General features: G+C 64.5%; 16 protein-coding genes. 14 read left to right on the forward strand and 2 right to left on the reverse strand.

Annotated features, from left to right (window positions below):
- Nucleotides 1-56: 56 nt before the first annotated feature.
- The 4 genes from W823_RS56325 (at nt 57) to W823_RS35770 (ending at nt 2,084) form a co-directional block, all read left to right on the forward strand.
- Nucleotides 57-443, forward strand: a complete 387-nt coding sequence (locus W823_RS56325; protein ID WP_051406368.1) for a TetR family transcriptional regulator — start codon at nt 57-59, stop codon at nt 441-443.
- A complete protein-coding gene (locus W823_RS56330) occupies nt 440-673 on the forward strand; it encodes a hypothetical protein (RefSeq protein WP_152537991.1) in 234 nt (77 codons plus the stop codon). The genes W823_RS56325 and W823_RS56330 overlap by 4 nt, the downstream gene beginning before the upstream one ends.
- 126 nt (nt 674-799) lie before the next feature.
- The gene (locus W823_RS35765) at nt 800-1,549 is read left to right on the forward strand and encodes an SDR family oxidoreductase (protein WP_023955420.1); all 750 of its coding nucleotides are present in this window, start codon (nt 800-802) and stop codon (nt 1,547-1,549) included.
- A 76-nt stretch (nt 1,550-1,625) separates the two neighbouring features.
- Nucleotides 1,626-2,084: an Rrf2 family transcriptional regulator gene (locus W823_RS35770; RefSeq protein WP_023955422.1), complete on the forward strand. Its 459-nt coding sequence runs from the start codon at nt 1,626-1,628 to the stop codon at nt 2,082-2,084.
- A 4-nt stretch (nt 2,085-2,088) separates the two neighbouring features.
- On the opposite strand, the gene W823_RS35775 is transcribed toward W823_RS35770, so the two are convergent.
- Both W823_RS35775 and W823_RS35780 read right to left on the reverse strand, forming a co-directional pair.
- A complete protein-coding gene (locus W823_RS35775; protein ID WP_023955424.1) occupies nt 2,089-2,850 on the reverse strand; it encodes an IclR family transcriptional regulator in 762 nt (253 codons plus the stop codon).
- 2 nt (nt 2,851-2,852) lie between these two features.
- Complete coding sequence (locus tag W823_RS35780; protein ID WP_023955426.1) at nt 2,853-4,361, reverse strand: APC family permease; 1,509 nt, start codon at nt 4,359-4,361, stop codon at nt 2,853-2,855.
- Nucleotides 4,362-4,664: 303 nt separating this feature from the next.
- Here W823_RS35780 and W823_RS35785 point away from each other — a divergent pair, with 303 nt between their 5' ends.
- From W823_RS35785 to W823_RS35825, 10 genes are all read left to right on the forward strand, one after another.
- Entirely contained in the window at nt 4,665-5,246 is a 582-nt protein-coding gene (locus W823_RS35785) for a MauE/DoxX family redox-associated membrane protein (RefSeq protein ID WP_023955430.1), read from the forward strand.
- A gap of 18 nt (nt 5,247-5,264) precedes the next feature.
- The gene (locus W823_RS0128050; RefSeq protein WP_031331489.1) at nt 5,265-5,876 is read left to right on the forward strand and encodes a redoxin domain-containing protein; all 612 of its coding nucleotides are present in this window, start codon (nt 5,265-5,267) and stop codon (nt 5,874-5,876) included.
- A 61-nt stretch (nt 5,877-5,937) separates the two neighbouring features.
- Nucleotides 5,938-6,624: a methylamine dehydrogenase light chain gene (locus W823_RS35790; protein WP_023955432.1), complete on the forward strand. Its 687-nt coding sequence runs from the start codon at nt 5,938-5,940 to the stop codon at nt 6,622-6,624.
- Entirely contained in the window at nt 6,621-7,934 is a 1,314-nt protein-coding gene (locus W823_RS35795) for a hypothetical protein (RefSeq protein ID WP_023955434.1), read from the forward strand. The genes W823_RS35790 and W823_RS35795 overlap by 4 nt, the downstream gene beginning before the upstream one ends.
- Complete coding sequence (locus W823_RS35800) at nt 7,931-9,550, forward strand: multicopper oxidase family protein (RefSeq protein WP_023955436.1); 1,620 nt, start codon at nt 7,931-7,933, stop codon at nt 9,548-9,550. Before W823_RS35795 ends, W823_RS35800 begins: the two co-directional genes overlap by 4 nt.
- 11 nt (nt 9,551-9,561) lie before the next feature.
- Nucleotides 9,562-9,903: a plastocyanin/azurin family copper-binding protein gene (locus W823_RS35805; RefSeq protein ID WP_023955438.1), complete on the forward strand. Its 342-nt coding sequence runs from the start codon at nt 9,562-9,564 to the stop codon at nt 9,901-9,903.
- Nucleotides 9,903-10,238, forward strand: a complete 336-nt coding sequence (locus W823_RS35810; protein ID WP_023955439.1) for a biphenyl 2,3-dioxygenase — start codon at nt 9,903-9,905, stop codon at nt 10,236-10,238. The genes W823_RS35805 and W823_RS35810 overlap by 1 nt, the downstream gene beginning before the upstream one ends.
- 30 nt (nt 10,239-10,268) lie before the next feature.
- On the forward strand, nt 10,269-11,105 hold the full coding sequence (locus W823_RS35815; RefSeq protein ID WP_023955441.1) for a hypothetical protein: 837 nt from the start codon (nt 10,269-10,271) through the stop codon (nt 11,103-11,105).
- A 63-nt stretch (nt 11,106-11,168) separates the two neighbouring features.
- Entirely contained in the window at nt 11,169-11,717 is a 549-nt protein-coding gene (locus W823_RS35820; RefSeq protein ID WP_023955443.1) for a hypothetical protein, read from the forward strand.
- Nucleotides 11,718-11,778: 61 nt separating this feature from the next.
- On the forward strand, nt 11,779-12,558 hold the full coding sequence (locus W823_RS35825; RefSeq protein ID WP_023955445.1) for an alpha/beta fold hydrolase: 780 nt from the start codon (nt 11,779-11,781) through the stop codon (nt 12,556-12,558).
- Nucleotides 12,559-12,579: the final 21 nt, after the last annotated feature.

Here is a 12,579-nt window from a genome sequence, read left to right on the forward strand (position 1 = left end):
CACTGCCACATTGGCAGAGCGTGACGAAAAACCATTTGACAGCTAAGCTCCGCACCATGACAGCCCAGCCGCTCGCCGCGCCCGATCTGCGCACGCGACGTCGCACCGAGACTCGCTTGCAGATTCAGCAGGCCGCGCTGGACCTGTTCGAGCAGCAGGGCTTCGAGGTGACCACGGTCGACGAGATCGCGGCCTCTGCGGGTGTGTCCTCACGGACCTTCTTCCGCTATTTCGCCACCAAAGAGGACTCGGTCCTGTTCGACATGTACGGCTTCGACGAGGCCATGCGGCTTGCGTGGCCGGCGCCGATCCCAGCCGGTTTGTACTGGCAGACGTTGAGCAGGCTCTTTCCGGGGTCATCGAGAGCATCCGCGAAGAGCAGGGCGAACTGGCAGCCACAATCCTGCGAATCCAGAAACTGGTGTCGGCCAATCCGTCGTTGAGCAAGGCGGCAATGGGCCGGTGCGCGGACTCGTCGCATCACCTTCTCGCTCTGATCGACGACGACGGGACGCCCGGGCGGCGCTCACATATCCGGATGATCCTCGAGATAGCGCAGTTGGCCTTGCAATGCGCCTTTGACGAGTGGGTCAACTCGTGCGCTCCGAGCCTGCCCGACGCCGACCTGCTGACCATCTATCGCCAGGTGTGCGATCGCCTACGCCGGCTCTGACGACCTGGCCGCCTCACCCACCTCATCTTTTTGCCCCCTCGATCGGGTGAGCACTTCGACCCTTGACTCGGACAGACTATGTCTGAGTATACTCGGACAATAAGTATCCGAGTAGAGGAGAGCGCCATGAAGATCGTCATTTTCGGTAAGGGACTCATCGGCAGCCAGGTCGCGACGAAGCTGGAGGAATCCGGACACGACGTCGTCGCGCTGGGACGTGAATCCGGCATCGACACCACAACCGGCACCGGACTACGCCAAGCCATGGAGGGCGCCGATGTGGTCATCGATCTCACGAACTCGCCGTCATGGGCCGACGACGACGTGATGGCATTCTTCCGCGACTCCACGGCGCATCTGCTCGCCGCCGAAGAGGCGGCCGGCGTCGGACATCACGTGATCCTGTCGATCGTGGGCGCTGACCGCGTACCCGACTCCGGCTACATGCGGGCGAAAGTTGCTCAAGAAGAGCTGGTCAAGGCCGGCCGAGTTCCATACTCGATCGTCCGATCCACCCAGTTCTTCGAGTTCATCGCCGGTATCGCCGACGCCGGCGCAGAAGGCGGAACCGTGCATGCCACTCCTGCACATCTGCAGCCCATTGCCTCGCACGACGTGGTGAATCGAGTTGCGCAGGTCGCCACCGGCGCTGCGCTGTGCGCCACTGTTGAGATCGCGGGACCGCAGCCACTTGGCATCGATGAATTGGTTCGACGACTGTTCGCCGCCACCGGGGATACCCGAACCGTCCTATCCGACCCCGATGCCGGCTATTTCGGAGCCAAGCTCGACAACTCGTCCATCACCCCGACTCCCGGCGCGGACGCGTGGATAGCGCCGACCACCCTGGACGAATGGCTCAAGACAGAGTTCTGAGGCGAGGACGGGGACGATCCACTGATCCCCCCGCCGCACGGACTCAAGGTGCCTGGGCGTGGCTAGAGTCGGTGACATGAAGCTATCCGCCGGCGTGGAGTGGTCCCTTCACTGCTGCGTGGTGCTGGGACAGGCAAATGGTCCCGTACCCGCTGCTCGTTTGGCCGAGCTTCACGGTATCTCCAAGACCTACCTTGCAAAACACCTGCAGTCACTCGCCCGCGCCGGAATCGTTCACCCATCCGAAGGACGCGATGGAGGGTACGTCCTGACCCGCGGACCTCAGCACACCACCGTTCTCGATGTGGTGCAGGCGATCGACGGCAAAGAACCGGCTTTCCGATGTACCGAGATCCGGCAGCAGGGCATTCTGGCAGCTCCGCCGGAGGAGTGTCTGTCGGCTTGCGGGATCGCGAAGGTCATGGCACAGGCCGAACAGGCTTGGCGGTCAACACTTTCCGCTGTCAGTATTGCCGATCTCGCGGCGACGCTCGATGTCGATGCGCTCAAGGAGATCCTCGAGCCGCGCAGCTGAGAACTCACAGCAAACCCCGCAGTGCGCGAGCACCTTCCTTCAGGAACTCGACGAGTTCAGTGCTGTTCGGAGACACCCTGTGCGCGGCCCCCTGTAGGCACAATCCCCCGATCACGTGAGATGAGCGTTCCCGAATCGGAACGGCCAGGGCAGCCCGCCCCAGACGGGACTCCTCGTTCTCGGAAGCGAGTTCGGTGGCGAGAACGCGGGCCAGGTCCTGCTGTAGGGCTTCGCCGTCGACCAGGGTGTGGGAAGTGACAGCGCGCAGCTGCACCGAACGAATTTTCTGCGGTTGATAGGCAAGCAGCAGCTTGCCGATCGCATGCGCGTGGGGATTGCGCATGATCGTCGACGGTGCAACGCCCTCGTGGTCGGGATCAGAGTCGACCACCCGCAACGAACCGTCTCGAAAGGTCGCCAGGTACAGACCATGGCGGGTTTCCGACCGCATCGCCTCGAGCACGTCACCCACACCTTCGACCGTGGTCGACGTCGACGCCGCATGGGCCAATTCGCTGGTCCGCTGCCCGAGTGCAAACCCGGTCAGATCGGGCACGCGGACCAGAAAACCCTCGGCCACCAGATAGTTCAGCATCCGGTAGGCCGTGGCGGGCGGGACGCCGGTGTGTCCGGCGATCTGTTTGGCCGTCGCCCCCGCTCCGAGATGAGCCACCGCCTCGAGCATCGCCAGCGCCTTGTGCACCGCCTTGGGTTGCTGACCACCGAAGCCGGTTCCCGAACCGGAACGCCGTTGATCCTGCCTCATGCCTACGGCCCAAATCGTTCCGGTGCCAACATGATCCGACCGTCCGGACCGGTGGTCAGAACAGCCGACCCCGGCAAGAGGTCGGCCGTCTCGACGGTGTCGAACTCACCGATCGTGGCGATGCTGGCCGGTCGAACCTGCCTGAGAACCGCGTACCACACCGAGCCCGAGATGCCGAAGCCCACCGCCCACACCGCGCAGGTCCAGGCTCCTGACCGGTAGGTCTCCAGGAGGGTGATCATCAGAAGCGCCAAACCGGCGACACTGGCGATCCCACCGCACAACACTGTGACGGCCGTGTGTTCACCGATGCGGTGCAGAAACCTCAGTGCGGCCACCGACACCAGTGTGTAGCCGAGCATCAAAGCCACCTCGACCACGATGTCGAAATTGTTGGCGAGATTGTCGGTGCCGTAGACGACGGCTCCGGCAAGACTCAGGCAGCAGAAAACGGTCACCGCCACGAACGGCGTCCGGAAGCGGGGATGCACAGTGGCGAGGGCACGCGGCGCCACCCAGTCGACGCCCATGGCGAACAGCAGGCGTGACCCCGCCTGCACACATCCCAACGTGGACGCAAGCCAGGAACAGCACACCCCTATGTTGACCGCGGCAACGAGCAGCGGATGCGCACCGGACGCCGTTCCACCGAAGTAGGCATTGAGCAAGGTCCCGGCATGACCACTCATTCCAGCCCATGCGGCGGAGACATAAAGGACGCCGATGATGATGGGGCTCAACAGGACCGTGCGCGTGACGGTACGCAGCGGGCGCCTCGCCTCCGGCCCGAAAAATGCTGCACTTTCAAAGCCCGCCATGCTCATCACGGTTTGCATGGCCAGAAAAATCATGAATCCGACAGGCAGAGAGTGCGCGGGTTCGGTGACCTCGACGGCAACCGGCGCGCGCATCAGCAGCGCGACGATCAGTATCAGCGAACATGTCTCGATGACGAGGATCGTGCGGGCCGCAAACCGCACACCACGTATCGCCACCATGGCGACGACCACCGCGACGATGATGCAGATCGCCAGGACGGTGGTGCGAGTGGCAGAGATCGGCAAACCGGCTTCGAGCCCGAGAGCGAGCAGGTCAGAACCCGAGTTCCACAACACCGAGATGGACACACCCAGATAGCCCATGAGCAGTGCGGTCCCCGCCGTGAGGGTTGCCCTCTTCCCCAGCCCCTGGGCGACAAAGGAATACAGAGACCCCGCGGCCGCCAGCCGTGCTGTGAACTGGCTGATGCACACCGCGACGAGGGTCATGACGATCGTCACGCCGGCGATGGTCAGCAAGCCCGTGAGTCCCGACGAGTACGTCGCCGTCCACAACGCTATGTACACCATGCACGTGGCCGGGGCCATCGTCGACATCGACTGCCCGAGCAGATCCATCGGTGTGAGTTGGCGGCGACCGAGTGCACTCAGCGGTGAGCGCACCGGATGGTCAGGCCGACCGGACTGCTGCTGCGCATGTGCCAGCGCGGCCCGAAGTGCGTTGGTGTTCATGGACTCTCACTTCTCATCGAACGACGAACGCAAAATGTACCGGGGGATCATTGCAGTGATATTTCGTCTGTGAACGACTCGTGCAATTCAAGTGGGAATCGGTAGGGAAAATCCCGAACAACGATCGCGCCGTTCCCCTCATCACCGAAGCCACCCCGCCTGACCTGCGTGGACTCCACGCATCGTTCCTCACTTGAAACCGCTGATCACGTAACTCCCGCGCAGCATCTGTGTCTCATCAGTTCCCGAGGATTGGCTCGAGCCGATCCACGAAGGACCGATCGCACGAGAATCGAGGTTGCCATGGTGTGGGCCGCCATATCCGCCGCGCTGGGCGCGGTGATGCTGGTCGCAGGACTCCCGAAGCTGGGTGATCGGGAAGGGATGATCCGCGTGGTGCGGGGGTACGAACTACTGCCGCCGAAGATGGCAACAGTCGTCGGAACGATCCTCCCGGCGGTCGAGATCGGGCTGGGAGGAACGCTCATCGCAGGTGTGCTGCCTGCCGTGTCCGGCTTGATCGCCGCGGCCTTGTTCACCACCTTCTTCGGTGGACTCACCATCAACCTGATGCGAGGCCGCCGCGACCTTGACTGCGGTTGTTTCGCGTTCGCGGTCGCCGATGATCACCCCGTCCAGATCGGTTGGTGGCATTCGGCACGGGCCGCCGCCTTCACGCTCATCGCGGTGTTGGTCGCATTCGGCCCCGGCGACCTCGACGTCGGTGACCGCCTCGCCGGCGGTGCACTCGGAGTGACGGTGGTCGCGCTGGTGGCCGTTGCCCTGACCGCGCTGTCGGTGATGAACCTCGGCCGTCGGCCGGTCGACGACTACCTCACCGATGCCGCCATCGAGATGCGCACCGTATCTGCATCCAAGTACTGAAAAGCGAAAGGCAACACAATGATCCCATTCCTGACCGCCATGACCGGCGTTCTCACCGTGGCCGTACTGGTCCTGCTGTTGATGATCCTGGGGCTCGCCCGCGAAATCGGCCGAGTACAAGTACGTCTCGGCCCCCTCGGAGCACGAATGCTCGACACCGGGCCGAAGATCGAGCAGGCGGGGCCTTCGTTCCGCGGACTCACCGATCACGTCGGCCGCGAGGTCGGTGTCGGTGGTCATCGCGACCGTCCTCAACTACTCCTGTTCACCGCGCCGAGCTGCTCGACCTGCAAGAGCCTGCTGCCCGGGGTGAAGGCGATGGCCAAGAGCGAGGACGACGTCGACATCGTGATCATCTCCGACGGCGCTCCTGCCGAGCACGCCGCGTTCCTCGCCGGCGCGGGACTCGGTTCGGAACTGAGCTATGTCGATGCGCGCGACGTCGGCATCGCCTATCAGATCGGAACCACGCCGTACGGTGTGATGCTCGACGAGCACGGGAAGATCCGCGCAAAGGGACTGTGCAACCACATGGCTCAGGTCGAGAGCCTGCTCAACGCCCTCGAATCCGGAAACCCTTCCCTGCAGCATCTGCACCGCCAGGCCGCCGAGAACCGAGGCGCGGCCTGAGCACACGCCCGTCACACGACCCAACCATCGTCATCCCCCTGAACACGTGAATGGAGAATCAATGGACCACGAACATCAACACGGCTCGAGCGAGCAGCGATATCCGGTCGACGAGAACACTGTCGCCGAGCAGGCCGAGTGGATGGCGGGCCGCGGCGGCAGTTTCGCGAGCCGGTCGGGACGCCGCCTCTCAGAACAAGTTTCGCGCCGGTCGGTGATCTCGCGTATCGGCCGATGGACCATGGGCGCCTCGGGCGTCGCACTGGTGAGCTCGCTGCCTGTCTCACGCGCGCTCGCGGCGCCCGAGCCCGAGACCCCTGCGGCCCCAGAACCCCTCGTCCCGGTCTACGACGGCAAGAATCCTGCCGAATGCGAGTACTGGCGATGGTGCAGCATGGACGGGACTGCCTGTGCTGCATGTAATGGAGGTGGCGTCACCACCTGCGCTCCAGGGTCCAAGCCGGGCGCCGAGTTCTGGGTGGGATGTTGCACCAATCCGGATGACGGCAAGACCTACCTCATCGCGTACTACGACTGCTGCGGTGCGCCGAGCTGCTCGCAATCATTCTGCGGGGAGCCGGACATGCAGGCGACCATGTACAACCCGGTATCCGGCAGCTACGACCAGGAGATCATCTGGTGCGTGTCCGATGAGTCACAGGCGTACACGTGCACGATGGCGCCGATCATCGGGAAAGACTGCCAGGCTCGGCCGGCCGCTCGGCCCAAAGTGGGTGCAGGGTCGTGAATGCATCAACGCTCCGATCAAGAGCAGCTGTGGCGCTGACGGTCTCGATCGCGGCAGTACTGACCGTCACATCGTGCAGTTCGTCCGGTGACGAGGCGGGCACTTCGACCGAGGTGTCGTATCCGTCGGTGCCGTACGGGCCACCGAGCGAGGGCACCGCCCTCGAGACCCAGGACCAGGAGATCGGCGAGACGATCCCCGAACCGCTGCACGTCGGCGAGATCGAGCCGATCGCGGCCAACCAATTACTGGCCGTCGAAGGTGGATTCGGCCAACTCGAGGTCCCGGTCGACGTCATCGATCCGGCCACCGGCGAGGTGACCAGCCGCATCGTTGTGGGCAACGGGATCTGGGACCCCGTGATCCACGGTTTCGTCGGCAAGACCAGCCAGGACCCGGCCGTCCTGGCCGCCGAGGTGTGGCGGCCACGTGGATCCCGTGGCGCCGCCGACTTCACGGTCAGCACCTATTCGGGCAACCTGCTCGAGCCCCGAGAAGTGATGCTGCCGAACGTGGCCCGCGTCCATTCCCGAATGGGCTCGAATGCGGTGACCTCTGACGGCAAGTACTTCGTGACCTGGGATGACGGCTTGTTCGGGATACGCGTGGTGGATCTCGCCGCGGGGAAGACCACGGGCGCCCTCCGCGTGGTCGGCTGTGGCCCCTTCACGTGGATGGTGGGTCACCAGGTCTACAGCGTCTGCGAGGACAGTCGTGAGCTCCTGCAGGTCACCATCGGTGACGATGGTGTGCCCACCGAGACCGCGCGAGTGAAGGTCCTTCCCGATGACTTCGTCAGCACCCGAAAGGTCACGTGGGCAGCTGATGCCAAGAAGGCCCTGCTGGTGAGCGAGAACGGAGACGTGTTCGTGTTCGACTTCTCGAACGGGTTGCCGAAGAACCCGGCCGCACCGATCGGGAACGCCGGCGACGACTCGGGCCGCTTCTCGGAGAACGCGATCAACAACGACGGCACCCGGATTGCGGTCACGTACACCGACTCCCCCATTCATCCCGATTCCGCGCGAGGTGGTTCGGTCGCCAAGATCGTCTTGTCCGAAGCCCAGACCTTTGCTGCGGTGAAGACACTGACATTGGCGGACCTGGGTCTCACCGAGTTCTCGAGCATGACCTACAGCGTCGACGGCAAGACCCTGTACGTGCTGGGCAAGGGCCAAGAGGTGGACGGGACCGCTCCGACAAAGGTGGTCGGAATCGCCTCGGCAACGGGCGACCAGGTCAGCTCGGCCGACATCTCCGGCAATGTCGACGACGTCACCGAGCTCATCACACCCGAGGTGATCGGATGACTCGACCGGCTTCCCGGTTCGTCCTCGACCGTCGCCGCTTCCTGTCTGTCGCGTCGGCCGGTTTCGCGGTGTCGGGTCTGGGCGTGGTCGGGCTGGGAGTCGCCGGATGCGGCAGCAGCTCGTCCGCGTCCAGCGACTCACCGGGTCCGGACAAGCTCGACTACATCAAACCCGGTGATCCGGAAGTGGCTGCGGCCGAGAGCAAGCGGAGATACTCGGGAACCACGGTCCCGGTCGCGTTGTCTGCCGGGGCTGCCACGGTGGACCTCGGCGGTCGCATCGTGAACACCTGGGCGTTCGGTGACAAAGTGGTGGCCCCGACCATTCGGATGTCCGCAGGTGACCGGTTGGATGCCACCCTGTCCAATTCACTGTCGGCGGATACCAGCATTCACTGGCACGGTGTCCGCATCCGCAACGACATGGACGGCGTTCCACCGGTCACCCAACCCGCGGTGGTGCCGGGGTCTGCATTCGACTACACCTTCATTGCACCGGATCCGGGAACGTACTGGTATCACTCGCATTCAGGCCTGCAGGCCGACCGAGGACTCTTCGGCGCGCTCGTGGTCGAGGATCCGCAGGATTCCTCGGGTGCGGACACCGATACCGTTCTGGTGCTCGACGATTGGGTCGACGGATTGGGAACCACGCCGGATGCGCTGATCACGGCGCTCAATCCGCAGATCGCCGGTGGCCACAGCGGCCACGGCGCGCACGGGGGCGCAAGTTCCACGGCTGCGATGCCCGCGGGGCCGACGTCCGAGGAAACCGCCGTCGCCGAGAGGCTCGTGACCGCCGGTCACGGCAATTCCTCCGCGCTCGGTGGGATGACCCAGCACATCACCTACCCGATGCATCTGATCAATGGGCGGCCATCCAACGACCCCTCCGTCATCGAAGCCGCGCCGGGTACACGCCTGCGGATTCGAATCATCAACGCTGGTGCGGAAACTCCCTACCGATTCGCAGTTGCCGGGCACCGGTTGACCGTGGTGGCGGTCGACGGGTACGACGTGGTGCCCACCGACACAGACGCAATTCTCATCGGCATGGCCCAGCGTTATGACGTGCTCATCACGGTGGCGTCGGGCGCATGGCCGGTGGTGGCCTCGGTCGAGGGTCGCGCCGGGTACGCGTCCACGGTTCTTCGCAGCACCGATACGACGCCCCTGGCGAATCCCGATGTGGGCGGGTCCATCCCGGAACTCACCCGTCAGCTGGTGCTGGAAAGCGAGCTGAAGGCGGCGGAGAGCGTTCGCCTCGATTCCCGCCCACCCGACCGGGACTACCGGGTGGACTTGCTGCAAGCGGGTGATCGCTACGTATGGGCGATGGCTGGTCCCGACGCGGGCGAACTCGTCATGAAACAAGGTGAGCGCGTGCGGATCACGATGACCAACACTTCGACGATGTGGCATCCGATGCACACACATGGTCATACCTTTGCCGTGCCTGCGTACGGCGGACTTCGTCGTGACACGGTCAACGTGATGCCCAGGACGTCGCTTGCGATCGAGTTCGACGCCGACAATCCCGGCGAGTGGATGTTCCACTGCCACAATGCATACCACTTCGAAGCCGGAATGACGGCGAACTTGAAGTACATCAGATGAGAGGTATCCGAATGAAGAAGCTCGTTGTCCTGCTGATTGCCCTGTGTGCCGTGGTGAGCACTGTCGCCTGCGGTGGCGGCGACACCGGATCCGAGTCGGGAGCAGCAGCCACGGTGACGGTGAAGAACATGAGCTACAGCCCGGCGTCGGTGACCATCAAGAAGGGCCAGACGGTGGAGTGGGTGTTCGACGACTCCGGCCTGCCCCACGACGTGGTCGAGGACTCCGACGAGGCCTTCAAGAGTGACCTGCTCACGTCGGGGACCTTTCGGCACACCTTCGACGACGCCGGCACGTTCGACTATCACTGCACCCCGCATCCGATGATGGTCGGAACCGTGGTGGTTCAGTAGTGAGACGTGCTGCCCTGGCAGCGATCCTGCTCCCGCTGACTGCCGGTTGCAGCCAGCAGACTGCTTACCCGGCCGGCGATGATCGGCCCGCCGATGCCGTGGTGACCATCAGCAACATCCGGTTCAATCCTCAGGAGGTGCACATCCCCGTCGGGGGCGTCGTGGAATGGAGGTTCGACGACGGCGGCCTGCTCCACGACGTGCGCTCCGACGGCGTCTTCGACAGCGGTCCAACCGGTGACAGCACGTTCCGCTTCACCTTCGAGAAGGCCGGAATCGTGCAGTACACCTGCTCAATCCATCGCTACATGCTCGGAACAGTTCACGTCGGCTGACGTGGACGCCCACGACCGAAAGGCACACAGATGACCACGGTGATCGATCACTCACCACTTCAACAGGACATTCCCGACATCCGTCCGCCCTTGCAGGACTCAGTGGACCGGATGTCACGGACAGTACTCACCGGGGGGCTGGTCGGCGCCGGTGTGGTTGCGGCACTAACGCTTTCGCCGTCCCCCACCTCCGGTCTGACGGGGGCAGTCATCGCAGTCGGTGCAGTCACCGCCCTCGCCGCCAACTGGTCCACGTGCGGGATGTCAGTGGCCGGCGTTGTGGTGGCGCCCAAGCACACCGAGCGACGAGGTTCTTCGACGCCGGTGCGCCGGCTCGCGTGGCATGCCCTCGGTTCCGTCTCGACCGGTGCGGTGACAGGCGCTGCGCTGGGTGGGATCGGCGGCTTGGTACTCGGCGCGGTGCCGATGACCGTGACCTTGGCGATCTGGGCCGCGTTGGCGATGGCGTATGGCCTCCACGAACTCGGGCTCATTTCGATGCCCACTCCGATGCGACGGCAGCAACTACCCAGACACCTACGACGCACCACCGCCCCGTGGAAGGTGTCATTGATCTTCGGCGCGATCATCGGTCCGGGATTCCTCATCTACATCCGCTCGAGCGCCTACTATCTGCTTGCGCTCGGCGTGGCCGCCCTCGGCTCCCCGGCGCTCGGTGCCGCCTTGTTCGTCCTGGTCTCTCTCGGCCGATGCATGCCGAGCGCGCTGGCCATCGTCCACACTCGCCGCGGCGGCTCGATGCCCGGATTCCTCTCGATCATGTGTGTGGTCGATCGCCGGATCCAGAGTCTGGCCGGTGCTGCCCTGATGGGTCTCGGAGTCTTCACAGCTCTTGTGCTGAGCTGACGAGTGCAGGCTGATGCGGCGCCCCTCGAACGACGGGGCGCCGCATATGCCACCGTTGGTCACATGCTCTACGAATACCGCTTCGATGTGGTGTCGTTTCTCGTCTCGCCCGCCCACGCGTACTTCGGTCGAGCGAAAGACGGACCTGCGGCGCACGTTGCCACCCAGACACCCGATTCCATCGAGATCGTGGCAGACAAGGGAATTCGCGGTGACCGCTTCTTCGGCGTCCGTGCCCATACCGAAGCAGCGGTGACCTTTCTGGCTCTCGAGGCGTGCGAGGCCGCGGCTGGTGGTGTCGACTCTGCTGTGGCCCGGCGCAACGTGATGGTGCGCGGACTCGAACTCGATCCCCTGCGCGCTGAGGAGTTCGAGATCGACTCCGGTGACGGCCCGGTTCGGTTCCGTGGCGGCCGGCCCGCACATCCCTGCAGCTGGATGGATTCCATGGCCGGCGACGGCACCAGAAAGGCGCTCATCGGCCGGGGTGGGTTGCGTGCGCAGCCACTGACCTCCGGGATCCTCACCGCGGGCCCCGCGATCATCCGATGCAACACGGAACTGGATCCTTCCCGGGCCGCCGATCAGGTGCGCCGGGCGCAACCGACCTGAGTGCGCTGCCATTCGGACGGTGCCGTTCCGAACACCACCGGAGACGTGCCAGACTTCGCGCATGACCGAGAGCAAACCCGACCTGGTCCTACTCCACGGCGTGACGATGTCCGGATCGGCGTGGTCCGACGTGATCCCACTGTTGTCGCAGGCTCACCGGGTACATGCGCCCACCGCACTCGGTCATCGCGGCGGCGCGCCGGCACCGGACCGACGACCGGTCACCCTCGGCGACATGGTCGACGATGCCGAGCGCATCCTCGATGATCTCGGACTCGACCGACCGCATCTGGCAGGCAACTCGATGGGCGGCTGGATGTCCATCGAATTGGCACGCCGCGGTCGCGCTGCAAGCGTTTGTGCGCTGTCTCCGGCAGGAATGTGGTCGATCGGGAGCGCAAGCCAGGATCACGCGGTTGCGCGGCTACGTCGCGAGGTAGCTCTGACAAGGGTCAGCAGGCCCATCGCCCCACTGGCACTGAAACTCGCAGCCGTGCGGCGAATTGCCATGCGCGACATCGCCTGGCGTGCGGATCGACTCACACCTGCCGCGGCTCTCACCGCGGCAGATGACCTTCTGGGCTGCGCGGTGACCGTCGATCTCCTCGGTACCCGCGAGCACCTCGAACCGCTCGACCCCGTGCCGTGCCCGATCACTGTCGCATGGGGGCAGCACGACCGGATCTTTCCTGTCGACGTCAACGGCGTTATCGCGCGGAATCGCCTTCCGCAGGCCACGTTCACGGTGCTCACCGGCGTCGGTCACGTTCCAATGATCGATGACCCGGCTCTGGTGGCCGACACCATCATCGGCACCACCGGTGCGGCTCGCGCGAATTGAGGATCCGGCCCCGCACAGGCG

The organism is Williamsia sp. D3 (genome assembly GCF_000506245.1).
In the GTDB taxonomy this organism is placed as follows: domain Bacteria; phylum Actinomycetota; class Actinomycetes; order Mycobacteriales; family Mycobacteriaceae; genus Williamsia; species Williamsia muralis.

Excerpts from the sequence above, each read along its gene's own strand:
- W823_RS56325 (WP_051406368.1), top strand. The coding sequence starts at position 57 with ATGACAGCCCAGCCGCTCGCCGCGCCCGATCTGCGCACGCGACGTCGC.
- W823_RS35765 (WP_023955420.1), top strand. The coding sequence starts at position 800 with ATGAAGATCGTCATTTTCGGTAAGGGACTCATCGGCAGCCAGGTCGCG.
- W823_RS35770 (WP_023955422.1), top strand. The coding sequence starts at position 1,626 with ATGAAGCTATCCGCCGGCGTGGAGTGGTCCCTTCACTGCTGCGTGGTG.
- W823_RS35775 (WP_023955424.1), bottom strand. The coding sequence starts at position 2,850 with ATGAGGCAGGATCAACGGCGTTCCGGTTCGGGAACCGGCTTCGGTGGT.
- W823_RS35780 (WP_023955426.1), bottom strand. The coding sequence starts at position 4,361 with ATGAACACCAACGCACTTCGGGCCGCGCTGGCACATGCGCAGCAGCAG.
- W823_RS35785 (WP_023955430.1), top strand. The coding sequence starts at position 4,665 with ATGGTGTGGGCCGCCATATCCGCCGCGCTGGGCGCGGTGATGCTGGTC.
- W823_RS0128050 (WP_031331489.1), top strand. The coding sequence starts at position 5,265 with ATGATCCCATTCCTGACCGCCATGACCGGCGTTCTCACCGTGGCCGTA.
- W823_RS35790 (WP_023955432.1), top strand. The coding sequence starts at position 5,938 with ATGGACCACGAACATCAACACGGCTCGAGCGAGCAGCGATATCCGGTC.
- W823_RS35800 (WP_023955436.1), top strand. The coding sequence starts at position 7,931 with ATGACTCGACCGGCTTCCCGGTTCGTCCTCGACCGTCGCCGCTTCCTG.
- W823_RS35805 (WP_023955438.1), top strand. The coding sequence starts at position 9,562 with ATGAAGAAGCTCGTTGTCCTGCTGATTGCCCTGTGTGCCGTGGTGAGC.
- W823_RS35815 (WP_023955441.1), top strand. The coding sequence starts at position 10,269 with ATGACCACGGTGATCGATCACTCACCACTTCAACAGGACATTCCCGAC.
- W823_RS35820 (WP_023955443.1), top strand. The coding sequence starts at position 11,169 with ATGCTCTACGAATACCGCTTCGATGTGGTGTCGTTTCTCGTCTCGCCC.
- W823_RS35825 (WP_023955445.1), top strand. The coding sequence starts at position 11,779 with ATGACCGAGAGCAAACCCGACCTGGTCCTACTCCACGGCGTGACGATG.